The organism is Enterobacter cloacae complex sp. AR_0002, from assembly GCF_001922365.1.
Classification (GTDB): Bacteria; Pseudomonadota; Gammaproteobacteria; order Enterobacterales; family Enterobacteriaceae; genus Enterobacter; species Enterobacter hormaechei_C.
Map to the genome: position 1 here is coordinate 2,878,498 of NZ_CP018814.1, position 23,480 is coordinate 2,901,977.

The 23,480-nt window shown below is 57.0% G+C and carries 22 protein-coding genes; 16 read left to right on the plus strand and 6 right to left on the minus strand.

All coding sequences use genetic code 11. The annotated features are described in order from the left end of the window. The first annotated feature begins 256 nt into the window (after positions 1–256). The 14 genes from hpaG to yjiA all read left to right on the plus strand — a co-directional run bounded on the left by hpaG (position 257) and on the right by yjiA (position 14,473). Complete coding sequence (gene hpaG, locus AM329_RS14170) at positions 257–1,534, plus strand: 4-hydroxyphenylacetate degradation bifunctional isomerase/decarboxylase (protein WP_023315341.1); 1,278 nt, start codon at positions 257–259, stop codon at positions 1,532–1,534. After that, a complete protein-coding gene (hpaE, locus tag AM329_RS14175; protein WP_023315340.1) occupies positions 1,531–2,997 on the plus strand; it encodes a 5-carboxymethyl-2-hydroxymuconate semialdehyde dehydrogenase in 1,467 nt (488 codons plus the stop codon). Before hpaG ends, hpaE begins: the two co-directional genes overlap by 4 nt. A 2-nt stretch (positions 2,998–2,999) precedes the next feature. After that, a complete protein-coding gene (hpaD, locus tag AM329_RS14180; protein WP_003856598.1) occupies positions 3,000–3,851 on the plus strand; it encodes a 3,4-dihydroxyphenylacetate 2,3-dioxygenase in 852 nt (283 codons plus the stop codon). Between the two features lie 9 nt (positions 3,852–3,860). Beyond that, entirely contained in the window at positions 3,861–4,241 is a 381-nt protein-coding gene (locus tag AM329_RS14185) for a 5-carboxymethyl-2-hydroxymuconate Delta-isomerase (protein WP_003856599.1), read from the plus strand. Between the two features lie 65 nt (positions 4,242–4,306). Then, a complete protein-coding gene (gene hpaH / locus AM329_RS14190; protein ID WP_015572593.1) occupies positions 4,307–5,110 on the plus strand; it encodes a 2-oxo-hept-4-ene-1,7-dioate hydratase in 804 nt (267 codons plus the stop codon). Between the two features lie 10 nt (positions 5,111–5,120). Further along, a complete protein-coding gene (gene hpaI / locus AM329_RS14195; protein ID WP_022650349.1) occupies positions 5,121–5,915 on the plus strand; it encodes a 4-hydroxy-2-oxoheptanedioate aldolase in 795 nt (264 codons plus the stop codon). 21 nt (positions 5,916–5,936) lie between these two features. Further along, entirely contained in the window at positions 5,937–7,280 is a 1,344-nt protein-coding gene (gene hpaX / locus AM329_RS14200; protein ID WP_003856603.1) for a 4-hydroxyphenylacetate permease, read from the plus strand. A 9-nt stretch (positions 7,281–7,289) separates the two neighbouring features. Next, positions 7,290–8,222: a 4-hydroxyphenylacetate catabolism regulatory protein HpaA gene (gene hpaA, locus AM329_RS14205; RefSeq protein ID WP_022650348.1), complete on the plus strand. Its 933-nt coding sequence runs from the start codon at positions 7,290–7,292 to the stop codon at positions 8,220–8,222. A gap of 177 nt (positions 8,223–8,399) precedes the next feature. Beyond that, entirely contained in the window at positions 8,400–9,962 is a 1,563-nt protein-coding gene (gene hpaB, locus AM329_RS14210; protein ID WP_023324112.1) for a 4-hydroxyphenylacetate 3-monooxygenase, oxygenase component, read from the plus strand. A gap of 17 nt (positions 9,963–9,979) precedes the next feature. Then, positions 9,980–10,489, plus strand: a complete 510-nt coding sequence (locus AM329_RS14215) for a 4-hydroxyphenylacetate 3-monooxygenase reductase subunit (protein WP_003856606.1) — start codon at positions 9,980–9,982, stop codon at positions 10,487–10,489. Between the two features lie 120 nt (positions 10,490–10,609). Further along, a complete protein-coding gene (locus tag AM329_RS14220) occupies positions 10,610–10,867 on the plus strand; it encodes an HTH domain-containing protein (protein ID WP_003856607.1) in 258 nt (85 codons plus the stop codon). A 219-nt stretch (positions 10,868–11,086) separates the two neighbouring features. Next, positions 11,087–13,240, plus strand: coding sequence for a carbon starvation CstA family protein (locus AM329_RS14225; protein ID WP_003856608.1), 2,154 nt, complete (start codon positions 11,087–11,089; stop codon positions 13,238–13,240). Between the two features lie 65 nt (positions 13,241–13,305). Continuing rightward, entirely contained in the window at positions 13,306–13,509 is a 204-nt protein-coding gene (locus tag AM329_RS14230) for a YbdD/YjiX family protein (protein ID WP_003856610.1), read from the plus strand. A gap of 10 nt (positions 13,510–13,519) precedes the next feature. Next, complete coding sequence (gene yjiA / locus AM329_RS14235; RefSeq protein WP_032608450.1) at positions 13,520–14,473, plus strand: GTPase; 954 nt, start codon at positions 13,520–13,522, stop codon at positions 14,471–14,473. A gap of 56 nt (positions 14,474–14,529) precedes the next feature. Here the strand turns inward: yjiA and AM329_RS14240 are convergent, their stop codons facing one another. Then, positions 14,530–15,888, minus strand: a complete 1,359-nt coding sequence (locus AM329_RS14240) for an esterase-like activity of phytase family protein (RefSeq protein ID WP_032608449.1) — start codon at positions 15,886–15,888, stop codon at positions 14,530–14,532. Positions 15,889–16,299: 411 nt separating this feature from the next. Between AM329_RS14240 and AM329_RS14245 the strand changes: the two genes are divergently transcribed. Then, positions 16,300–16,845 (plus strand): YfaZ family outer membrane protein, encoded by a 546-nt coding sequence (locus AM329_RS14245; RefSeq protein ID WP_003856615.1) that lies wholly within the window; start codon positions 16,300–16,302, stop codon positions 16,843–16,845. Between the two features lie 52 nt (positions 16,846–16,897). Here the strand turns inward: AM329_RS14245 and AM329_RS14250 are convergent, their stop codons facing one another. After that, positions 16,898–18,268, minus strand: coding sequence for an NAD-dependent succinate-semialdehyde dehydrogenase (locus tag AM329_RS14250; RefSeq protein ID WP_032608447.1), 1,371 nt, complete (start codon positions 18,266–18,268; stop codon positions 16,898–16,900). 139 nt (positions 18,269–18,407) lie between these two features. Further along, the gene (locus AM329_RS25235; protein WP_048901688.1) at positions 18,408–19,367 is read right to left on the minus strand and encodes a hypothetical protein; all 960 of its coding nucleotides are present in this window, start codon (positions 19,365–19,367) and stop codon (positions 18,408–18,410) included. 167 nt (positions 19,368–19,534) lie between these two features. Here AM329_RS25235 and AM329_RS14260 point away from each other — a divergent pair, with 167 nt between their 5' ends. Beyond that, complete coding sequence (locus tag AM329_RS14260) at positions 19,535–20,806, plus strand: DUF445 domain-containing protein (RefSeq protein ID WP_032608445.1); 1,272 nt, start codon at positions 19,535–19,537, stop codon at positions 20,804–20,806. Here the strand turns inward: AM329_RS14260 and AM329_RS14265 are convergent. The 3 genes from AM329_RS14265 to AM329_RS14275 are packed head-to-tail and all read right to left on the minus strand — an operon-like array spanning position 20,803 to position 23,403. Further along, positions 20,803–21,879: a DUF2955 domain-containing protein gene (locus AM329_RS14265; RefSeq protein WP_003863094.1), complete on the minus strand. Its 1,077-nt coding sequence runs from the start codon at positions 21,877–21,879 to the stop codon at positions 20,803–20,805. The two genes, AM329_RS14260 and AM329_RS14265, sit on opposite strands and share 4 nt — an antisense overlap. Next, positions 21,869–22,936, minus strand: a complete 1,068-nt coding sequence (locus tag AM329_RS14270; protein ID WP_086527941.1) for an HlyD family secretion protein — start codon at positions 22,934–22,936, stop codon at positions 21,869–21,871. The genes AM329_RS14265 and AM329_RS14270 overlap by 11 nt, the downstream gene beginning before the upstream one ends. Further along, positions 22,933–23,403 (minus strand): MarR family winged helix-turn-helix transcriptional regulator, encoded by a 471-nt coding sequence (locus AM329_RS14275; protein ID WP_003863089.1) that lies wholly within the window; start codon positions 23,401–23,403, stop codon positions 22,933–22,935. Before AM329_RS14275 ends, AM329_RS14270 begins: the two co-directional genes overlap by 4 nt. Positions 23,404–23,480: the final 77 nt, after the last annotated feature.

The following is a 23,480-nucleotide window of genomic DNA, read 5'->3' on the forward strand; positions in this document are numbered from 1 at the left end:
ACATCATTAACAAGTAAACAATTTAAAACAGATGCTTTTATAGACAGCACGTTGTAACCCAAAAAGTCTAACAGAAACAACGCCATTTTTTTAATCCATTGAATTAAAAGATAATTAACTCATTTATGTAAATTTATTGTTATTCATATCACAAATTATTCACTTCTGATTGCGAAACGAACAGCAAAAGCATAAAACCAGATCATTAACATATTAATGAAATCAAAACCGGACAGCCGGTTTGAGGAGTATGGGAATGAAAGGTACTGTTTTTGCCGTAGCGCTAAACCACCAAAGCCAGCGTGCAGCCTGGGCTGAGGCGTTTGAAAAAGCCCCCTATAACGCGCCGCCAAAAACGGCGGTGTGGTTTATCAAGCCACATAACACCGTTATTCGCGCAGGCGAGCCGATTCCCTTCCCACAGGGAGAAACCGTGTTAAGCGGCGCAACGGTGGCGCTGGTGGTGGGCAAAACCGCCAGCAAAGTCCGCGTTGAAGAGGCGGCGGCGTACATCGCTGGCTACGCGCTGGCCAACGAAATCAGCCTGCCGGAAGAGAGCTTCTACCGTCCGGCGATCAAGGCCAAATGTCGGGATGGATTTTGCCCGCTCGGCGAACCTGTCGCCGTTGATAACGTGGACAACCTGACCATCATCACCGAGATCAACGGTCGCGAAGCGGACCACTGGAACACGGCCGATCTGCACCGCAACGCCGCCGAACTGCTGAGCGCGCTGAGCGAATTTGCCACCCTGAACCCCGGCGATGCGATATTGCTCGGTACCCCACAAAGCCGTGTCGAAATTCGCCCGGGCGATCGGGTACGCATTCTGGCAGAGGGATTTCCGCCGCTGGAAAACCCGGTGGTAGTGGAACGCGACGTTACCATTGCTTCGCGCACGCCGCCGCACGCCACGCTGTTCGCACTCGGGCTGAACTACGCCGATCACGCCAGCGAGCTGGACTTCAAACCGCCTACCGAGCCGCTGGTGTTTATCAAAGCGCCGAACACCTTTAATGACGACAACCAGACCTCGGTGCGCCCAAACAACATTGAATATATGCATTACGAAGCCGAGCTGGTGGTGGTCATCGGTAAAACCGCGCGTAAGGTCAGCGAAGCCGAGGCGATGGACTATGTTGCGGGCTACACGGTGTGCAACGACTACGCCATCCGCGATTATCTCGAAAACTACTATCGCCCAAACCTGCGGGTGAAAAGCCGCGACGGGCTGACCCCCATCAGCCCGAACGTGGTACCAAAAGAAGCCATCCCTGACCCGCACAACCTTCGTCTTCGCACCTACGTTAACGGTGAACTGCGTCAGGAAGGCACCACCGCCGATCTCATTTTCAGCATCCCATTCCTGATTGCGTATCTGAGCGATTTCATGACCCTGCAACCGGGCGACATGATTGCCACCGGCACGCCGAAGGGGCTGTCCGACGTGGTACCGGGCGATGAAGTGGTGGTGGAAGTGGAGGGCGTAGGCCGTCTGGTAAACCGAATTGTCAGTGAGGAGACTGCAAAATGAAAAAGATTAACCACTGGATCAACGGGAAAAACGTCGCCGGAAGTGAGTACTTCCAAACCACTAACCCGGCCTCCGGCGAGGTGCTGGCTGAAGTAGCCTCCGGGGGCGAAGCCGAAATCCATCAGGCCGTTGCCGCCGCCAAAGAGGCGTTCCCGAAATGGGCCAACCTGCCGATGAAGGAGCGTGCGCGCCTGATGCGTCGCCTGGGGGATCTGATTGACCAGAACGTGCCGGACATTGCCGCGATGGAGACCGCCGACACCGGCCTGCCGATCCACCAGACCAAAAACGTGCTCATTCCGCGCGCCTCGCACAACTTCGAGTTCTTCGCCGAGGTGTGCCAGCAGATGAACGGCAAAACCTACCCGGTCGACGACAAGATGCTCAACTACACCCTGGTGCAGCCGGTGGGTGTCTGCGCGCTGGTGTCGCCGTGGAACGTGCCGTTTATGACCGCCACCTGGAAGGTCGCGCCCTGTCTCGCGCTGGGTAACACCGCGGTGCTGAAGATGTCTGAACTCTCCCCGCTGACCGCCGACCGTCTGGGCGAGCTGGCCCTCGAAGCGGGCATTCCGGCGGGCGTGCTCAACGTGGTGCAGGGCTATGGCGCCACGGCGGGCGACGCGCTGGTGCGTCATCATGACGTGCGCGCCGTCTCCTTCACCGGCGGCACCGCCACCGGGCGTAACATCATGAAAAACGCCGGGCTGAAGAAGTATTCTATGGAGCTGGGCGGCAAATCTCCGGTGCTGATTTTTGAAGACGCGGACATCGAGCGCGCGCTGGACGCCGCCCTGTTCACCATTTTCTCCATCAACGGCGAACGCTGCACCGCCGGCTCGCGCATCTTCATCCAGCAGAGCATCTACCCGGAGTTCGTCAAACGCTTTGCCGAGCGCGCCAACCGCCTGCGCGTGGGCGACCCGACCGATCCGAACACCCAGATTGGCGCGCTCATCAGCCAGCAGCACTGGGAAAAAGTCTCCGGCTATATCCGCCTCGGCATTGAAGAGGGGGCAACCCTGCTGGCGGGCGGCCCGGACAAACCGACCGATCTGCCTGCGCACCTGGAAGGCGGCAACTTCCTGCGCCCGACCGTGCTGGCGGATGTCGATAACCGCATGCGCGTGGCGCAGGAAGAGATCTTCGGGCCGGTGGCCTGCCTGCTGCCGTTTAAGGACGAAGCGGAAGGCCTGCGCCTGGCGAACGACGTGGAGTATGGCCTGGCGTCGTACATCTGGACCCAGGACGTCAGCAAAGTGCTGCGTCTGGCGCGCAACATCGAAGCGGGCATGGTGTTCGTCAACACCCAGAACGTGCGCGACCTGCGCCAGCCGTTTGGCGGCGTGAAGGCCTCCGGCACCGGGCGCGAAGGCGGCGAGTACAGCTTCGAGGTCTTCGCGGAGATGAAGAACGTGTGCATCTCCATGGGCGACCATCCGATTCCAAAGTGGGGGATCTGATCATGGGAAAATTAGCGTTAGCGGCAAAAATCACCCACGTGCCGTCAATGTATCTCTCTGAACTGCCGGGCAAAAACCACGGCTGCCGCCAGGGCGCCATCGACGGGCATAAAGAGATCAGCAAGCGCTGCCGCGAGCTGGGCGTGGATACCATTATCGTCTTCGACACCCACTGGCTGGTGAACAGCGCGTATCACATCAACTGCGCGGACCATTTCTCAGGCGTCTACACCAGCAACGAGCTGCCGCATTTTATTCGCGACATGACCTACGACTACGACGGCAACCCGGAACTCGGCCAGCTGATTGCCGACGAAGCGGTGAAGCTTGGCGTTCGCGCCAAGGCGCACAACATCCCGAGCCTCAAGCTGGAGTACGGCACGCTGGTGCCGATGCGCTACATGAACGCGGATAAGCACTTCAAAGTGGTCTCCATCTCGGCGTTCTGCACGGTTCACGACTTCGCCGACAGCCGCAGGCTGGGCGAGGCCATCATCAGCGCCATCGAAAAATACGACGGCACCGTGGCGGTGCTCGCCAGCGGCTCGCTGTCGCACCGCTTTATCGACGACCAGCGCGCGGAGGAAGGGATGAACAGCTACACCCGCGAGTTTGATCGCCAGATGGACGAGCGCGTGGTGAAGCTGTGGCGCGAGGGGCAGTTCAAGGAGTTTTGCAGCATGCTGCCGGAGTACGCCGACTACTGCTACGGCGAGGGCAACATGCACGACACGGTGATGCTGCTGGGGATGCTCGGCTGGGACAAATACGACGGTAAGGTGGAGTTTCTCACCGAGCTGTTCGCCAGCTCCGGCACCGGCCAGGTCAACGCCGTTTTCCCGCTGCCCGCCTAAGGAGTCGTTATGCCGCACTTTATTGCTGAATGTACCAACAACATCCGCGAGCAGGCCGACCTGCCGGGTCTGTTCGCCAAAGTGAACGAGGCGCTCGCCGCCACGGGGATCTTCCCGCTCGGGGGCATCCGCAGCCGCGCCCACTGGCTGGATACCTGGCAGATGGCCGACGGTAAGCACGATTACGCCTTTGTGCATATGACGCTGAAGATCGGCGCGGGGCGCAGCCTGGAAAGCCGGGAAGAGGTCGGTGAAATGCTGTTTGCGCTGATCAAAACGCACTTCGCAGAGCTAATGGCGGGCCGATATCTGGCGCTCTCGTTCGAGCTGGACGAGCTGCACCCGACGCTTAATTACAAGCAAAACAACGTGCACGCGTTGTTTAAATAACACCGCACGGTCTGTCCCCTCTCCCACAGGGAGAGGGAGAAAACAAATAAAAACAGGATATCGCCATGCTCGACAAACACACCCATACCCTGATCGCCCACCGTCTGCATCAGGCGGAACAATCCCGGGAGCAGATCCGCGCGATCTCGCTGGAGTACCCGGAGATCACCATTGAAGACGCCTACGCCGTCCAGCGCGAATGGGTGAGCCTGAAAATTGCCGAAGGCCGCGTGCTGAAAGGCCACAAGATCGGCCTTACCTCCAAAGCGATGCAGGCCAGCTCGCAGATCAGCGAGCCGGACTACGGTGCGCTGCTGGACGATATGTTCTTCCACGACGGCAGCGACATCCCCGTGGATCGCTTTATCGTCCCGCGCATCGAAGTGGAGCTGGCCTTCGTGCTGGCAAAACCGCTGCGCGGCCCGAACTGCACGATCTTCGACGTCTACAACGCCACGGATTACGTCATCCCCGCCCTGGAGCTGATCGACGCCCGCTGCCATAACGTTGACCCGGAAACCCAGCGCCCGCGCAAGGTGTTCGACACCATCTCCGATAACGCCGCCAACGCGGGCGTGATCCTCGGCGGCCGCCCGATTAAACCCGACGAGCTGGATCTGCGCTGGATCTCCGCCCTGCTTTACCGCAACGGCGTGATCGAAGAGACCGGGGTCGCCGCAGGCGTGCTTAACCACCCGGCGAACGGCGTGGCGTGGCTGGCGAACAAACTCGCGCCATACGACGTGCAGCTTGAGCCAGGGCAAATCATCCTCGGCGGCTCGTTTACCCGCCCGGTTGCCGCCAGCAGAGGCGACACCTTCCACGTCGACTACGGCAACATGGGCTCCATCAGCTGCCGCTTTGTGTAAGGAGATGACCATGCAAAACGCATTCAAAGCGGCGCTGAAGGCGGGCCGTCCGCAAATCGGGTTATGGCTGGGGCTGACCAGCAGCTACAGCGCTGAGCTACTGGCCGGGGCCGGTTTTGACTGGCTGCTGATCGACGGAGAGCACGCGCCGAACAGCGTGCAAACCATCCTGACTCAGCTCCAGGCCATCGCCCCTTATCCCAGCCAGCCGGTGGTGCGCCCGTCGTGGAACGATCCGGTGCAGATCAAGCAGCTGCTGGACGTGGGGGCGCAAACCCTGCTGGTGCCGATGGTGCAAAACGCCGACGAAGCCCGTCTGGCTGTCAGCGCCACCCGCTACCCGCCTGCCGGCATTCGCGGCGTCGGCAGCGCGCTGGCGCGGGCGTCGCGCTGGAACCGCATCCCGGAGTATCTGCATCAGGCTAACGACGCCATGTGCGTGCTGGTGCAAATCGAAACTCGCGAGGCGCTGAAAAACCTGCCGCAGATCCTGGACGTGGAAGGGGTGGACGGCGTGTTTATCGGCCCTGCGGATCTGAGCGCCGACATGGGCTTCGCCGGTAATCCGCAGCACCCGGAGGTGCAGGCCGCCATAGAGCAGGCGATCGCCCAAATCCTCAGCGCGGGCAAAGCGCCCGGCATCCTGATGGCGAACGAGCAACTGGCAAAACGTTATCTTGAACTCGGCGCGCTGTTTGTCGCGGTCGGCGTGGATACCACCCTGCTCGCCCGCAGCGCCGAAGCGCTGGCGGCCCGCTTTACCGATGTCACCACAGCAGTTGATAACAATAAATCCGTCTACTAAACGTACGATGTGGAGCGCAACATGACGACCTCAACCCTGCACAATAAAGCTGTTGAACATCGCGTTATTAATAAGCTGTTCCGTCGTTTGATCGTGTTTCTTTTTATCCTGTTTGTCTTCTCGTTTCTCGATCGCATCAACATCGGCTTTGCCGGGCTGACGATGGGCAAAGATCTGGGCCTCACGTCGACCATGTTTGGCCTGGCCGCGACGCTGTTTTACGTGACCTACGTGCTGTGCGGGATCCCCAGCAACATCATGCTGGCGAAGATCGGCGCCCGCCGCTGGATCGCCGGGATCATGGTGGTGTGGGGCATCGCCTCTACCTGCACCATGTTCGCCACCAGCCCCGAAACGCTCTACGTCCTGCGCATGCTGGTGGGCATTGCCGAAGCCGGTTTCCTGCCGGGCATTCTGGTCTATCTCACCTGGTGGTTCCCGGCGTATCACCGCGCCCGCGCCAACGCGTTGTTTATGATCGCCATGCCGGTGACCATGATGCTCGGTTCGATCCTCTCCGGGTACATTCTGGCGATGGACGGACTGTGGAACCTTAAGGGCTGGCAGTGGCTGTTCCTGCTGGAGGGGCTGCCGTCGGTGGTGCTCGGCGTGGTGACCTGGTTCTACCTTAACGACACCCCGGATCAGGCCACCTGGCTGGATGATGACGAAAAGCAGGCACTCAAAACGATGATCGCCCGGGAGCAGGAGCTGGCCATTGCGCATGCCGCCACGCCGCGATCGACGCTGCGCGAGGTGCTGACGCCCGCCGTGCTGCTCTACACGCTGGCCTACTTCTGCCTGACGAATACGCTGAGCGCGATCAACATCTGGACGCCGCAGATCCTGCAAAGCTTCAACACCGGCAGCAGCAATATCGTGATTGGCCTGCTGGCGGCGATCCCGCAGTTTTGCACCATCCTCGGGATGATCTGGTGGAGCCGCCGCTCCGACAGGCTGAAAGAGCGAAAAAAGCACACTATCCTGCCGTATCTTTTTGCAGCGGCGGGATGGATGCTGGCCTCGGCGACCGATCACAGTCTGATCCAGCTGCTTGGCATCATCATGGCCTCAACCGGATCGTTTACCGCCATGGCGATATTCTGGACCACGCCGGATCAGGTTATTAGCCTGCAATCCCGCGCGGTGGCGCTGGCGGTGATCAACGCCATCGGCAACGTCGGGTCTGCCGTCAGCCCATTGCTGATAGGTATTTTGCGCGACGCGACCGGCAGCTTCAGCTCGGGACTGTGGTTCGTGGCAGGTCTGCTGGTGGTGGGCGCGCTGGTGCTGACGCGCATTCCGATGACGCGCCGGGAAAGCCTTGAGCGTGAGCCGGACATCGCGGCGCAAAAGATCCACTGAGGAGCCGCTATGTGTCAGAGCCCCATCACCAACATCGATATCAGCAAGGAGTACGACGAAAGTCTGGGCACCGACGATGTGCACTACCAGTCGTTCGCCCGCATGGCGGCCTTTTTTGGCCGCGACATGCAGGCGCACCGCCACGACCAGTATTTTCAGATGCATTTTCTCGACACCGGGCAGATTGAGCTCCAGCTCGACGACCACCGTTACTCGGTGCAGGCGCCGCTGTTCGTGCTGACGCCACCGTCGGTGCCGCACGCGTTTATCACCGAATCCGACAGCGACGGCCACGTGCTGACGGTGCGCGAGGATCTCATCTGGCCGCTGTTAGAAGTGCTCTACCCGGGCACGCGGGAAGCGTTCGGCCTGCCGGGGATCTGCCTGTCGCTTGCCGACAAGCCTGATGAGCTGGCGGCGCTGAAGCACTACTGGCAGCTGATTGCCCGGGAATCCACGGAACAGCTGCCCGGTCGCGAGCATACGCTGGTCCTGCTGGCGCAGGCCGTTTTTACCCTGCTGCTGCGCAACGCGAAGCTCGACGACCACGCGTCAGGCGGCATGCGCGGTGAGCTGAAGCTGTTTCAGCGCTTTAACCAGCTGACAGATGCTCATTACCACGAGCACTGGACGGTGCCGGAATACGCCAGCGAACTGCATCTCACCGAATCCCGCCTGACCGATATCTGTCGCCGCTTCGCCAACCGCTCGCCGAAACGGCTGATCTTCGACCGCCAGCTGCGGGAAGCCAGACGCCTGCTGCTGTTTTCCGACAGCACAGTGAGCGAAATTGCCTGGCAGCTGGGTTTTAAAGATCCGGCCTATTTCGCCCGTTTTTTTAACCGACTGACGGGGTGCTCACCCAGCGCGTACCGGGCGCAGAAAGTACCGGTGTCGCCTGTTCCCCTCACCCCTGCCCTCTCCCAGATGGAGAGAGAGTAACCGTCCCCTCTCCCTCTGGGAGAGGGTTAGGGTGAGGGAAATCACACTCTGTGATCTCTCGCGAAAAGTACCTGCCGTTGTCCCAATCGTCCCTTCACGTTCCGCCCCTCTCACGCTTCAATTAAACAACAAAAACAAAACATAAATTTAACAACCATCTTCCGATACGAGGTCCCTATGAAGCCTGAAGATTTCCGCGCTGATGCCAAACGTCCGTTAACCGGTGAAGAGTATTTAAAAAGCCTGCAAGATGGCCGTGAGATTTATATCTACGGCGAGCGCGTTAAGGACGTCACTACCCACCCAGCATTTCGCAATGCGGCGGCGTCCATCGCCCAGATGTACGATGCCCTGCACAAGCCAGACATGCAGGATACCCTCTGCTGGGGCACGGACACCGGCAGCGGCGGCTACACCCATAAATTCTTCCGCGTGGCAAAAAGCGCCGACGATCTGCGCCAGCAGCGTGACGCCATCGCCGAGTGGTCGCGCCTGAGCTACGGCTGGATGGGGCGTACGCCGGACTACAAAGCCGCGTTCGGCTGCGCGCTGGGGGCGAACCCTGCCTTCTACGGTCAGTTCGAGCAGAACGCCCGCAACTGGTACACACGTATTCAGGAAACCGGCATGTACTTTAACCACGCCATCGTCAACCCGCCGATCGACCGCCATAAACCGGCAGACGAGGTGAAAGACGTTTACATCAAGCTGGAGAAAGAGACCGACGCCGGGATCATCGTCAGCGGCGCGAAAGTGGTGGCCACCAACTCCGCCCTGACCCATTACAACATGATCGGCTTCGGCTCTGCGCAGGTGATGGGCGAAAACCCGGACTTCGCGCTGATGTTCGTCGCGCCGATGGATGCCGAAGGGGTGAAGCTGATCTCCCGCGCCTCTTACGAGATGGTGGCAGGGGCGACCGGTTCCCCGTACGACTACCCGCTCTCCAGCCGTTTTGACGAGAACGACGCCATTCTGGTGATGGATCATGTGTTGATCCCGTGGGAAAACGTGCTGATCTACCGCGATTTCGACCGCTGCCGTCGCTGGACGATGGAAGGTGGCTTCGCCCGCATGTACCCGCTTCAGGCCTGCGTGCGTCTGGCAGTGAAGCTCGACTTCATCACCGCTCTGCTGAAGAAGTCGCTGGAGTGTACCGGCACCCTCGAGTTCCGCGGCGTGCAGGCGGATCTCGGCGAAGTGGTGGCGTGGCGCAACATGTTCTGGGCGCTGAGCGACTCCATGTGCTCCGAAGCCACGCCGTGGGTAAACGGCGCGTATCTGCCTGACCACGCGGCGTTACAGACCTACCGCGTGATGGCGCCAATGGCCTATGCGAAGATCAAGAACATCATCGAACGTAACGTGACCTCCGGGCTGATCTACCTGCCGTCCAGCGCGCGGGACCTGAACAACCCGCAGATCGACCAGTATCTGGCGAAGTACGTGCGCGGCTCCAACGGGATGGATCATGTCGAACGCATCAAGATTCTGAAACTGATGTGGGATGCCATCGGCAGCGAGTTTGGCGGACGTCACGAGCTGTACGAAATCAACTACTCCGGTAGCCAGGATGAGATCCGCCTGCAATGCCTGCGTCAGGCGCAAAGCTCCGGCAACATGGACAAGATGATGGCGATGGTTGACCGCTGCATGTCCGAGTACGACCAGCACGGCTGGACCGTACCGCACCTGCACAACAACACTGATATCAACATGCTGGATAAGCTGCTGAAATAACGCAGCGGGAGGTTTCAATGCAATCTGAAGAACGCCTGCGTTTTCGCGACGCGATGGCCAGCCTGTCGGCGGCGGTGAATGTGGTCACCACCGAGGGCGATGCGGGTCGCTGCGGCATTACCGCCACCGCCGTCTGTTCGGTCACGGACACCCCGCCTTCGGTCATGGTCTGCATCAATGCCAACAGCGCCATGAACCCGGTCTTCCAGGGCAACGGCAAACTGTGTGTCAACGTGCTGAACCACGAGCAGGAGATCATGGCCCGCCACTTTGCCGGGATGACCGGCATGGCAATGGAGGAGCGCTTTGCTCTCTCCTGCTGGCAGAAAGGACCGCTGGCGCAGCCGGTGCTGAAAGGCGCTCTGGCAAGCCTGGAAGGCGAGATAACCCAGGTGCAAACCATCGGTACCCATCTGGTCTACCTTGTGGAGATTAAGAACATCATCCTCAGCAGCGAGGGGCACGGCCTGATCTACTTCAAACGCCGTTTCCACCCGGTGATGATGGAGATGGAAGCCGCGGTTTGATCCCGTTGCACAAAAAAACGCTAAGGTTTCCGCAAAGGTGCGCCGTTAACTATCCATAAGATAAATTTTCCGGGGCGGCTGGCGACGTCGTCAGGCGCCCCCTTAACGCTGGAAAGTCTTATGGCCCCTTCACCCCGAAGCCGCTCGGCTGAACGTCTGGTTGACATCATTATTGCCCTGCACCGCAACGGAAGCGTTAATCGCCGCGATCTGATGCAAAAATTTGGCATTACCGAACGTACGGTGTACCGCGATTTGCAGGCGCTTTCCCCGATTATTGAACACGACGGCAAAGGGCGCTATCAGCTGCTGCCTGCGTATCAGACCTGCCGCTGCGTGCACTGCCCTGAAGCGAACGACGAAACCCCGCAGGGGTAGATTATTCTCAGTGATCTCAATCACATATTTTCTTCCACCGTGGGTGAGCCTTAACCACTCACCCTCGCTTTTGACCGCTCACGCATCGCTTTCAACCACTCACCTATTTACCGTGCTTTATACGCGCGAGGATCTGGCACGATCGCTCCAGCATTAATCAATACCTCCTCACAACAAACCCTGACCCTTTTTTCTTTACATAAAAAACCAGGTCTTACTATGGATACTAAAAAACTACTTAAGCACGTGCCCTGGGCCATCCTCGGGATCATCGGTGCTTTCTGTCTGGCGGTTGTCGCATTACGCCGGGGCGAACACGTCAGCGCCCTGTGGATCGTGGTCGCGTCGGTTTCCGTTTATCTTGTGGCTTATCGCTACTACAGCTTGTACATCGCGCAGAAGGTCATGAAGCTCGACCCGACGCGCGCCACCCCGGCGGTCATTAACAATGACGGCCTGAACTACGTGCCAACCAACCGTTACGTGCTGTTTGGTCACCACTTCGCCGCCATTGCAGGCGCGGGTCCGCTGGTCGGCCCGGTACTGGCCGCGCAGATGGGCTACCTGCCGGGTACGCTCTGGCTGCTGGCGGGCGTGGTGCTGGCGGGAGCGGTGCAGGACTTTATGGTGCTGTTTATCTCCTCGCGCCGTAACGGTTCGTCGCTGGGTGAGATGATCAAAGAAGAGATGGGCCGCGTGCCGGGCACCATCGCCCTCTTTGGCTGCTTCCTGATCATGATCATCATCCTCGCGGTGCTGGCGCTGATCGTGGTGAAAGCGCTGGCCGAAAGTCCGTGGGGCGTCTTCACCGTCTGCTCTACCGTACCGATTGCGCTGTTCATGGGCATCTACATGCGCTTCCTGCGCCCTGGCCGCGTTGGCGAGGTGTCGGTCATCGGTATCGTGCTGCTGGTCGCCTCCATCTACTTCGGCGGCGTGATTGCGCACGACCCGTACTGGGGCCCGGCGCTGACCTTTAAAGACACCACCATCACCTTCGCGCTGATCGGTTACGCGTTCATCTCAGCGCTGTTGCCGGTGTGGCTGATTCTGGCTCCGCGCGACTACCTGGCGACCTTCCTGAAAATCGGCGTGATCGTCGGGCTGGCAATCGGGATTGTGATCATCAATCCTGAGCTGAAAATGCCAGCGGTGACACAGTACATTGACGGTACCGGTCCGCTGTGGAAAGGCGCTCTGTTCCCGTTCCTGTTTATCACCATCGCCTGCGGTGCCGTGTCTGGCTTCCACGCGCTGATCGCCTCGGGCACCACGCCGAAGCTGATGGCCAACGAAACCGACGCGCGCTTCATCGGTTACGGCGCGATGCTGATGGAGTCCTTCGTGGCGATCATGGCGCTGGTTGCAGCGTCGATTATCGAGCCAGGTCTGTACTTTGCGATGAACACCCCACCAGCGGGTCTCGGCATCACCATGCCAAACCTGCATGAGATGGGCGGCGAAAATACCGCGCTGATCCTGGCGCAGCTGAAAGACGCCAGCGCACACGCGGCGGCGACCGTCAGCTCCTGGGGCTTCGTAATTTCGCCTGAGCAGATCATGCAGACCGCGAAAGACATCGGCGAACCGTCCGTGCTGAACCGCGCAGGTGGCGCGCCAACGCTGGCGGTGGGTATCGCACACGTGTTCCACAAAGTGCTGCCGTGGGCGGACATGGGCTTCTGGTACCACTTCGGTATTCTGTTTGAAGCGCTATTCATCCTCACCGCGCTGGATGCCGGTACGCGTGCAGGCCGCTTCATGTTGCAGGATCTGCTGGGTAACTTCGTGCCATTCCTGAAGAAAACCGACTCTCTGGTGGCCGGTGTTCTGGGTACCGCGGGCTGCGTAGGCCTGTGGGGTTATCTGCTGTATCAGGGCGTTGTTGACCCGCTGGGCGGCGTTAAGAGCCTGTGGCCGCTGTTCGGCATCTCTAACCAGATGCTGGCGGCTGTGGCCCTGGTGCTGGGTACCGTTGTCCTGGTGAAGATGAAACGCACCAAATACATCTGGGTCACCGTGGTGCCTGCGCTGTGGCTACTGCTCTGCACTACCTGGGCGCTGGGTCTGAAACTGTTCAGCACCAACCCGCAGCTGGAAGGCTTCTTCTTCATGGCTAACCAGTACAAAGAGAAGATTGCCGCAGGCGGCGCGGATCTGACCGCGCAGCAGATTGCCAACATGAACCATATCGTGGTGAACAACTACACCAACGCGGGTCTGAGCATTCTGTTCCTGGTGGTGGTGTACAGCATTATCTTCTACGGCATCAAAACCTGGATGAAAGTGCGTAACGTTGAGGGCCGTACGGATAAAGAAACCCCGTACGTGCCGGTGCCGGAAGGCGGCGTGAAGACCTCCTCACACCATTAATTAAGCATGATACTGTAGGCCCGGATCGCTGCGCGCCTCCGGGCTTCTTCTATCTGGAACCCTCAATGTTTGGTAACTTAGGCGAAGCAAAAAAATACCTCGGTCAGGCGGCGAAAATGCTGATTGGCATTCCGGACTATGACAACTACGTTGAGCATATGAAGACCAACCATCCGGATAAGCCGTACATGACCTACACTGAATTCTTCCGCGAGCGTCAGGAAGCGCGCTACGGCGGAAGTGGAGAAGGCGGCGTCCGCTGCTGCTAAAGGAGAAACCATGACCCCGATTGCCGTTACCCTGCTGACCGGTTTTCTCGGCGCCGGTAAAACCACCCTGCTGCGCCACATTCTGAACGAGCAGCACGGCTTCAAAATCGCCGTCATCGAAAACGAATTTGGCGAAGTCTCCGTTGACGATCAGCTGATTGGCGACCGCGCCACCCAGATCAAAACCCTGACCAACGGCTGCATCTGCTGCACCCGCTCTAACGAATTAGAAGACGCCCTGCTGGACCTGCTCGACAGCCGCGATCGCGGTGACATCGTCTTCGACCGTCTGGTGATCGAGTGCACCGGCATGGCCGACCCCGGCCCGATTATTCAGACCTTTTTCTCCCATGAGATCCTCTGCCAGCGCTACCTGCTGGACGGCGTCATCGCTCTGGTGGATGCGGTCCATGCCGACGAGCAGATGAACCAGTTCACCATCGCCCAGTCCCAGGTTGGCTACGCCGACCGCATCCTGCTGACCAAAACCGACGTGGCGGGTGAAAGTGAAAAACTGCGCGAGCGCCTGACGCGCATCAACTCGCGTGCGCCCATTTACACGGTGACGCATGGCGATATCGATCTCGCTCAGCTGTTCAACACCAACGGCTTTATGCTGGAAGAGAACGTTACCGCGAAACCGCGCTTTCACTTTATTTCCGACAAGCAAAACGACGTGGCGTCGATTGTGGTGGAGCTGGACTACCCGGTAGACATCAGCGAGGTCTCCCGCGTGATGGAAAACCTGCTGCTGTCGTTTGCCGACAAGCTGCTGCGCTATAAAGGGATGCTGTGGATCGACGGCGAGCCGAACCGCCTGCTGTTCCAGGGGGTGCAGCGCCTGTACAGCGCCGACTGGGATCGCCCGTGGGGCGATGAAACGCCGCACAGCGTGATGGTGTTTATTGGAATACAGCTGCCGGAAGAAGAAATTCGGGCAGCGTTTGCGGGGCTGAAAAAGTAAATCGCACCGATCATCCCCTCTCCCCCGCGGGGAGAGGGTTAGGGTGAGGGGGAAACTTATTTCAACGCCTCCGGCAGCGTCACAATCCACAGCTCGCTGTCGGACTCCGGCTTCTTCAGCGGCTTCACGCTGAGCGTGGTTTCCACCGGTTTATCATCCAGCGTCAGCTTGCCTTCCGCGTTCACCCGATAATCCTTGAGCTTCTTGCCCTCGACCGGGTTTTGCATCGCTACCTTCACGCCAAAATCGTTATCGTTCGCTACCGCCAGCGTTTTGCTGTCAATCAGCGCCAGCCCTTCGGCCTTTTCCTGCTGCCAGCCCAGCGCACGCAGATCGACCACCTGCGTTTTTTCAGCAAGTGTAATGCCGCGCTGCGCCAGCGTTTTCTCATCATCAAACTCCGGGTATTCGCCCGGCTTGTCGAAGGCGGCCAGATCGCTCGCCTTGCTCAGATCCACCCTGTAGATGAGGTTACGCATTGCGTCATTTTTATCCTCACCCTGTTCAATCAGCAGGATGGTGTGGTTATCCAGCGCCACTATGTCGCCGATTTTGGCGTCGCTGTTTTTGCTGTAGGCCGCGCTGTCGACAGGGTAGCCGTACATCGCGGTTTTCCCGGTCGCCGGGTCGAAGCTCACCAGACGGGTAAACAGCGCCTGTTTTTTGCTCTTCCCGTCGATATCCAGCGTGCTTTGCACGGCGGCAATAATACGTCCGTCCGGCATGCGGGTCAGCCCTTCGAAGCCCCGGTTTGCCTGACGCCATTTGATAACGTTTGGCAGACCGCCCGCGATGGATTTCTCCCCTTGCGTCGCCTGCGGACCGTGGATCGCGAGGATTTTCCCTTTACTGTCGACGTTAATCAGGAACGGGCCATACTCATCGCACAGCCAGTAGCCGCCCTTCCCGTCCGACGTGATGCCTTCCGTATCCAGCCCGCGGTTATCGCCTTTCAGTACTTTTAAGGTGTCGCTTAGCGCGACTTCATTGGTGGAACCAATCACACCGCTTTGCAGTGGCAGGCCGTTGATCTCGCCTTTATCGTCATGCAGCGGTCGCGCGTCCACGGCCTCCGCTTTACCGTTTTGCACGCGGATCGTCATCAGCAGCGGAGCGAAATCCGGGGTAACAAATATTTTGGCATCGTTTTTCCCCATTTTTGGCGAATCCGCGTTAGGACCGCGATCGGTCACGGTCGCAAACGTCAGCGCATCGCCCTGCTTGCCCGTAAACAGCAGACCAGAACCCATCCCCACCGGGAGCCCGTTCGGGAACGCATCGGCAAACGCGCCGCTGTATTTCACATGGGAGCCGTCAGGGAAGCTGACGATATAGCGCTCAGCGGTAGGCTGCGCAGCCAGGCCAGAGAAAGAGAGCGCACAACCGATAAGCACAGGAATAATTTTTCTTTTCATATTGTTAGCATCCAGTAAGTGAAGCCAACAACGTAATGAAGAAACGTGTCAGAAAAATGACATGAAAAGACAGCGGATCGGCAAAGAAATACGTATAGCAATCACCAGAAATGTAAACCTCTGTCTTGATCTGTGACAGCCGAAATACTTTTGGAAATTATTAGAAAATTAATTAATTCACCTCAAACGGCTTTCTTCGCCTCGTTCATTAAACGTTTAGCCAAAAATATAAACTTTCCCTAAACACGAATGGATTGAGGATTGACGATCTGCCATAAAAACATCTCATCAACATTTAAGATTAAAAAAACCAACAAAAACAGCATAAAACTGCGATACCCATCACATTTGCAGTCATAAACATCCCTTGTTAAGGTGCCCTCAGATTAATTTGATGACGAGGAAACACGCATGAAAAAGCTTAACGTTCTCATCCTTTCTGCTCTCACCGCCGTATCGGGCTCCGCACTGGCAATGGGCGGCAGCATTGAGCAGGGTAAAAACTTTACCAATCTGAATGTGGAAATGGGCAAATCAACTTCCGGTCTGTACACCGAAGGTAATTGGCTGAAAAACACCGACGACGGCACCACGACCGGTGGCGTGGGCGCAGGCTACAATTTCGAAGTCGGCCCGGTAATGCTGAACGCAGGCGCTAAGGCCCTCTACGTTGGCCCGAAGAAAGGCGATAACGGCGTGGCGTTCCCGGTCGGCGGCGGTGTGAACGTTGCCCTGACCGACAGCATCAGGGTATTCGGTGAAGGCTACGTTGCGCCAGACGGACTGAACAACAGCGTGAAGAACTACGTTGAAGCTAACGGCGGCGTAAGCTGGACCCCGGTCAAACCGGTTACGCTGAAAGTGGGCTACCGCCACGTGAGCGTTGATGGCAAAGACGGTCGTCCAAACCACACGCTGGTAGACGGCGCTTACTTCGGCGGCGGCGTGAGCTTCTAAGCCACCTGATAGATAAAAAAACCTGCCCTTCGGCAGGTTTTTTATTACTACGTCACTTACGCACCACCACCAGCTTCTGGTTCACAAACTCTTTGATCCCCAGATCCGACAGCTCGCGTCCGTAACCCGAACGTTTTACGCCGCCGAACGGCAGTTCTGCCGCCGTATCGGTGAGCCAGTTGATGTACACCATCCCGGTCTCAATGCGCGACGCCATTTTCTTCGCGCGCTCGATGTTCTGGCTGAACACCGCTCCGCCCAGACCGTAGTGGGAGTCGTTCGCCAGGGCAACCGCCTCGTCGTCGTCTTTCACCACATAAATCTGCGCTACCGGACCAAAGAACTCTTCGAAATACGCCGGGTTATCGCGCGAGATATTGGTCAGGATGGTCGGCTCAAAGAAGCTCCCGTCACGCTGAACCGGCTTGCCGCCATGGTGCAGCTTCGCGCCGTTTTTCACCGCCTCGTTAACCTGTTTAGTTAGCGTCTCCAGCGCGTCTTTGGATGACAAAGGCCCCAGCGTGGTACTTTCGTCCAGCGGATCGCCAATCTTCACCTGCTTAAACGCCTCGGTGAATTTGTTCAGGAAGGCGTCTGCAATCTTTTCATGCAGGATAAAGCGCTTCGCCGCGGTACAGACCTGCCCGGCGTTATTAAGCCGCGCGTTAACGCCGATCTTCACGGCTTTCTCCAGATCCGCATCGTCCAGCACCACGAAGACGTCGTTCCCGCCCAGTTCAAGGGTCGATTTTTTGATGTGTTTCGCAGCCTGTGCCGCAACCACGCTACCCGCTTTTTCTGAACCGGTCAGCGCCGCCCCCTGTACGCGATCGTCGGCGATGATGTTCGCCACCTGTTCGGACGAGATAAACAGGTTGGTCCACGCCCCTTCCGGCGCGCCCGCTTCACGTACCAGCTGTGCAAAGGTTTCTGCACAGTGCGGCACGATACTGGCATGCTTGGCGATCACCGGGTTGCCCGCTGCCAGGTTTGGCGCCAGAACGCGCATCAGCTGATAGTATGGGAAGTTCCATGGTTCGACGGCCATCAGCACGCCGATGGGGTGATGTTCAACCCATGCTTCCCCGAGTTCAGAGTCATACTTCACCGGGGCCAGGAACTGCTTCGCGTTGTCAGCATAGTAGCGGGCGATTTGCGCGCATAGCTTCACTTCACCGCGGCTTTGTTCGATGAGCTTACCCATCTCCTGACTGGCGATTTTCGCCAGATCCTCCACGCGTTCGTCGATCAGGTCCGCCAGCTTATGCAGCACCGGCAGGCGCTGGCTTATGTCACCTTTCGCCCAGTCGGAGTGATAGAGCGCATCGGCTGCCTTCAGCGCCGCTTCAACGTCTGCGTCAGTGTGAGAGGGATATTCTTTGATGAGCTGGTTCGTGGCAGGATTTACTGTCTGGTAAGCCATATCGAATCTCCTTGTTTTACCGCTTAGGGTATTAAGGGTAGTCAATCTGTCTGACTATGAAGGTAAAGTTGGGTATATACGGAGGGTTCTTATACGTTTTCCCCCTTTCGTTTACCGACAGGGGGAACTGTGATTTTAATTATTTCACCCAATGAGGGATATTTTCTGTCGATACATTTTTTACAGTATATCCTTTCCCCTCTTGCGAGTTTTTAACACAAGTTATCTCATCGAACCCCCACTTTCCGTTACGATTGAAAAAGTAAGCTGTGTACTTATCGGTATTATAACCGAAATATCTCTCGTTAGGGCGTGATATTTTTTCATTCTCACATGTAAAATCACTCCGCCATTCACTGCCAGTAGAATATTTTAAAACATAATATGCTACTACATCCGGCCTGCTTGAGACAAATAATACGATTAAACTCGTTAGAATCAAAGCACCAAAAATAGTAAAAAGTCTATATCCTTTTGCATGATCAGCAGTCACGATGAATATTACGTAAGTAGTCAACTGCAATATAAAAAATATCAATACAAAAAATGAACTGAGCTTCCATGTAAACTCCAGCCATGGACTGGATGATAAATCCATATTACTCAACTGAAGAAATAAACTTGCCGAGAACGCACTAGATAAAACATAACAGATTGATATAAATGAAAATAACATAACCCGTATATTTTTTACTTTCTCATGGCCATCTTTCTCGAGAACAAAAATTGTTAAAACGCTGCTAATAACAATAAAAATGGAGAACATCACCAATAGTACTTTTGCAAGAAAACCAAACTGTATATTTATTGCAAAAGGAAAAAGAAGAAACGCACCCCAGGCAAGGAGCGACGCCCATCCAGCCAACTTATTTACAACATCGCCACTTTCGAACCGAATAAAATGAATAATAATTTCCCGGGCACGCTGCCTTTTTAAATACAGCATGACTAAAAGGCCAATAAATAATGCATATGACAAATAAACCCGAACTGGATCTTTTATTTTCAACAAAACAAAACAACCTGCAAAGAAAAGGAACAAATATAAATCCAAGGATTTATTTTTTATTCCATTTATAAAACGATACAGTAAATTCATTTTATATACCCCAGAAAATAGATTATTATTAGCTATGAGAAACGAATACTCCGAACCAGAAAGAGAATGCAACAAATCTTCTGATCTGTCAGTTAAAAGAGGAATTTTAATTCTTCACCAGATAGCACATTTTGCATTTTACCTCCATCACCCTCTATCCTTAACCCATGGAAAAGCATACCGAACTCAAACGCGCCAAGCTTCTCGCGCTGTCGCTGCTGCTGATTGCCGTCGCAGCGTTTATCACCACCCTGTTCATGCCGCAAACCTTCTGGGTGCGCGGCGTAAAGGCCATTGCCGAGGCGGCGATGGTTGGCGCGCTGGCGGACTGGTTTGCCGTTGTCGCGCTGTTCCGCCGGGTGCCCATTCCCTTTATCTCGCGCCATACGGCGATTATCCCGCGCAATAAAGACCGCATCGGCGACAATCTCGGCCAGTTCGTGCAGGAAAAGTTTCTCGATACGCAATCCCTTGTCGATCTTATCCGTCGCTACGAGCCCGCACAGATGATTGGGACCTGGTTCAGCCAGCCCGATAACGCCCGGCGCGTGGGGCAGCATCTGGTGCAGGTGATGGGCGGTTTTCTGGAACTTACCGACGATGGGCGCATCCAGCGCCTGCTCAAACGCGCGGTGCATAAGGCTATCGACAAGGTCGATTTAACCGAGACCAGCGCCGTCATGCTGGAAAGCATGACCAAAAACAACCGTCACCAGGTGCTGCTGGACGCCATCATCAACCGCCTGATTACCCTGATTCAGCGGGAAAGCACGCGGGAATTTATTGCCGACCAGATCGTCCACTGGCTTAAGACCGAGCATCCGCGCAAGGCGATGGTGCTGCCCACCGAGTGGCTGGGCGATCAAAGCGCGGAGATGGTGTCGAACGCGGTGAACACGCTGCTGGACGATATCAGCCACGACCGCACGCACCAGATTCGTCAGGCGTTTGACCGCGCCACGATCAAGTTCATCGACAATCTGAAAAACGATCCGGAGATGACGGCGAAAGCCGAGAATATCAAACACTACCTCAAGAATGATGAGGCCTTTAACCGCTATCTGGGGGAAATGTGGGCTGACCTGCGCCAGTGGCTGAAAAATGACATGCAGAGCGATGATTCCCGCGTGAAGCAGCGTATCGCCAACGCCGGGCTGTGGTTTGGCGAAACGCTGACCAACGACGCCAGCCTGCGGGCGTCGCTGAATGAGCATCTGGAGCAGGCCGCGCACCGCGTGGCGCCGGATTTCGCCGCGTTCCTGACGCGCCATATCAGCGACACGGTGAAAAGCTGGGATGCCAAAGACATGTCACGCCAGATAGAACTCAATATCGGTAAAGATCTTCAGTTCATTCGCGTTAACGGTACCCTGGTGGGCGGTACGATTGGCCTGATCCTGTTTCTGCTCTCGCAGCTACCCGCCGTGCTGGGGCATTAATCCGCTTTTGGCGGCGCGATAACGTAGCGCGTCGCCTCGAAGCGATTCAGGATCAGGTGCACCAGAAAGACCATCGTCAGCGTGACCACCAGCGCGAAGGTAACGGAGGTGATGCGGTACAGATCGCTGAACACCAGGTCGCTGTCCGGGTGCATGTTCTGCCCGAACATAATGCCGATGGTGGTGATACTGGCGAAGCCTACCCCGGCGCCGACCTTCTCCATTACGTGCAGACGCGCGCCAAACGCCAGGCCAAGGCCAATCAGCGGCATCATCAGCAGCATATGGCTGCTGTGATCGTAGAGGATAAGCTGGACGACAAGGATATAGAGGCACCCCAGCACCACGCCAACCACGCGCCAGATGGAGCTGATAACCGAGCCGCGATAGTGCATCGGGAACAGGATCAAAATCCCCGCCATCAGCGCCGAAAGCGAATCGCTTAAGTCGCTAATCTGAAACACCACGAAAATCAGCGTCGCCACGGTGCCGGATAGCAGCGACTCGTGGCGCACGCGGGCGTCGTCTTTCTCAATCAGCGGCGGCGGCTTGCGCGGCTCCACGTCCGGCAGCAGGTAGTTCATCAGCGCGCTCAGGCACACCGCCATCACGCTCGCTTCGATGTTAGAGAATAAAAGCGTGTGCCAGTTGGTGGTGGGGTAGCTCATAAAGTTGAGCATCACGCTCTGGCAAACCACGCCCATCGAGCCGAACAGGAACAGCGGCCCCTTACTCATAAAGCGAAAACGCATCACGTACAGGGCAAACACCACCAGCGTCATGATGACCGGCCACTGCGACAGATAGCCGATAATCAACACCATTTCGACGCAGTTCAGCGAGGCGCTGAAGATAAACTGCTTCGCCACGTGGCGATTAAACACTGGTACCAGAGACAGCAGCATGATCGGGTAGACCACAAAAAACACGCCGTAGCTGGTGTTGTAGAAACTCGAAATGCTGAGCGCAATCATCCCGGCAAAGACGATACGCAGGGTCTGGCGAAAGTCGTTTGCCGTATAGACGATGTTGCCGTGCGGGGTAAATACCCGTGCCAGGGTGCTAATAGACATAGTGAAGCAGGCTCACCAGATGGATTTGCATCCCGGAGAAGAATCGCGCAAACGGCCCTTCGCTGTTGTAGAGCTGCACGGTGGCGCGCGCGCCGGTCGGCAGCGGCTTCGGTAAGGCTTCGTCCAGCGCTACGTGAATGCGCATACGCTGGGCATCACGCACCCAGCGGTTGGAGGTTTCCGGTTCAGAAAGTTGACCGTTTACGGCCTCCTGTCCGGCGAGGATCCCCGCGTCGCTGCTGGTAACGTGGGCACGGAAAACGTGCCCCGGGAAGGCGTCAAACACCACGGCAGCGTCGGTCCCCTGATGGGTATGACGCAGGCTCTTCTCGCGGAAATCCGCCACGATATCGATCCGGGTGTTCACCAGCGCCAGCGCAGCCGAACCGGATGAGGCGTAAAAACCGGGGCTTAATTGCAGGTTACTGACCGTGCCGTCCGCCTCGGCGTAGACCTTCGTCCAGCCAAGATTCAGCTCCGCTTCATCCAGCGCGTTACGGTATTTTTGCAGCGTCACGTTACGGTGCTCATCCCGCTCGCCGCGCTGAATGCGCAGGTTATGAATATTCGCCTGGATCGAGCTGACGGACTGCTCGCTGCTCTGCCAGGTGGTACGGACCTTATCCAGATCCGCCTGCGATACGTTCTGCAAGGTGCTCAGTTTCTGGTAGCGGTCGAATGTCACTTTGTCGTTACGCGCGGTCAGCACGGCGGTTTTCAGGCTGGCCTGCGCTGCGGCAATCTGCGCATCCAGCTGATCGTTAGACAGACGCGCCTGTTCCAGCGCGATCTGCGCCGCCTCGACCTTATTGCGAAACGGCGTGGCGTCGAGCTCAAACAGCAGATCGCCTTTCTTAACCTGGCTATTGTTATGGACATGTACCGCCGCCACATACCCGGAGACGCGGGCAGACACCGGGGTCACCACGCGCATCACGGTGGAGTCCGGCGTCAGCGGGATCCAGATATCCGCGACGATAAAGTAAACAAACATCAGCAGGAAAGAGGCAATACTCACCCTTACCCAGCGGGCAAACTTTTGTTCAGGAGTCATTATTTTTCGGTCTTATTATCTTCTTCGCGGATTGTCCGCAAATTGCAGGCGATTTGATTGAGAGTGGCGCTGAAAATATCGATATGTTCCGGCGCGATGTTTTGCGATACGCGCGCCTGGAACGTCTCAATCACCTGAGAGAGCCTTTCAAGAATGGCTTTTCCCTCAGGCGTCAGCGTCAGCAGCCGGATACGCTTGTCATACGGCGAGACGGTGCGCAGCAGGTAGCCCTGCTTTTCCAGCTGTGTCAGCGTGCGCATTAGGGGAGGCAGTTCAATGCCCTGCACTTCCGCCAGCTCGCTGACCGAGACGTTATCCCCGAGTTGATGAAGCTGCATCATCACCGTCCAGCTCGACTGGGTTAACCCGGTGTCGAGAATGGCGTCGTCGATGACTGCGCGCCACTGACGCACGATCATCGCCATCCGCATGCCCATCGGCCTGCGGCTAAACAGATCTTCTTCACTCATGGGGAGCCCTCTCGTAGTACGCCATCACGATAATAGTTATCAGGATAAGTATCAAGAAACGAGAAGTTAAAGCGCAG

Bases quoted from the DNA above. Each gene is read 5' to 3' on its own strand.
- AM329_RS25235 (WP_048901688.1), bottom strand. From the start codon at position 19,367: ATGAATTTACTGTATCGTTTTATAAATGGAATAAAAAATAAATCCTTG.
- AM329_RS14250 (WP_032608447.1), bottom strand. From the start codon at position 18,268: ATGGCTTACCAGACAGTAAATCCTGCCACGAACCAGCTCATCAAAGAA.
- AM329_RS14220 (WP_003856607.1), top strand. From the start codon at position 10,610: ATGGCCCCTTCACCCCGAAGCCGCTCGGCTGAACGTCTGGTTGACATC.
- yjiA (WP_032608450.1), top strand. From the start codon at position 13,520: ATGACCCCGATTGCCGTTACCCTGCTGACCGGTTTTCTCGGCGCCGGT.
- hpaX (WP_003856603.1), top strand. From the start codon at position 5,937: ATGACGACCTCAACCCTGCACAATAAAGCTGTTGAACATCGCGTTATT.
- AM329_RS14185 (WP_003856599.1), top strand. From the start codon at position 3,861: ATGCCGCACTTTATTGCTGAATGTACCAACAACATCCGCGAGCAGGCC.
- hpaH (WP_015572593.1), top strand. From the start codon at position 4,307: ATGCTCGACAAACACACCCATACCCTGATCGCCCACCGTCTGCATCAG.
- AM329_RS14230 (WP_003856610.1), top strand. From the start codon at position 13,306: ATGTTTGGTAACTTAGGCGAAGCAAAAAAATACCTCGGTCAGGCGGCG.
- AM329_RS14215 (WP_003856606.1), top strand. From the start codon at position 9,980: ATGCAATCTGAAGAACGCCTGCGTTTTCGCGACGCGATGGCCAGCCTG.
- hpaG (WP_023315341.1), top strand. From the start codon at position 257: ATGAAAGGTACTGTTTTTGCCGTAGCGCTAAACCACCAAAGCCAGCGT.
- AM329_RS14245 (WP_003856615.1), top strand. From the start codon at position 16,300: ATGAAAAAGCTTAACGTTCTCATCCTTTCTGCTCTCACCGCCGTATCG.
- AM329_RS14275 (WP_003863089.1), bottom strand. From the start codon at position 23,403: ATGAGTGAAGAAGATCTGTTTAGCCGCAGGCCGATGGGCATGCGGATG.
- hpaI (WP_022650349.1), top strand. From the start codon at position 5,121: ATGCAAAACGCATTCAAAGCGGCGCTGAAGGCGGGCCGTCCGCAAATC.
- hpaA (WP_022650348.1), top strand. From the start codon at position 7,290: ATGTGTCAGAGCCCCATCACCAACATCGATATCAGCAAGGAGTACGAC.
- AM329_RS14225 (WP_003856608.1), top strand. From the start codon at position 11,087: ATGGATACTAAAAAACTACTTAAGCACGTGCCCTGGGCCATCCTCGGG.
- hpaB (WP_023324112.1), top strand. From the start codon at position 8,400: ATGAAGCCTGAAGATTTCCGCGCTGATGCCAAACGTCCGTTAACCGGT.
- AM329_RS14240 (WP_032608449.1), bottom strand. From the start codon at position 15,888: ATGAAAAGAAAAATTATTCCTGTGCTTATCGGTTGTGCGCTCTCTTTC.
- hpaD (WP_003856598.1), top strand. From the start codon at position 3,000: ATGGGAAAATTAGCGTTAGCGGCAAAAATCACCCACGTGCCGTCAATG.
- hpaE (WP_023315340.1), top strand. From the start codon at position 1,531: ATGAAAAAGATTAACCACTGGATCAACGGGAAAAACGTCGCCGGAAGT.
- AM329_RS14260 (WP_032608445.1), top strand. From the start codon at position 19,535: ATGGAAAAGCATACCGAACTCAAACGCGCCAAGCTTCTCGCGCTGTCG.
- AM329_RS14265 (WP_003863094.1), bottom strand. From the start codon at position 21,879: ATGTCTATTAGCACCCTGGCACGGGTATTTACCCCGCACGGCAACATC.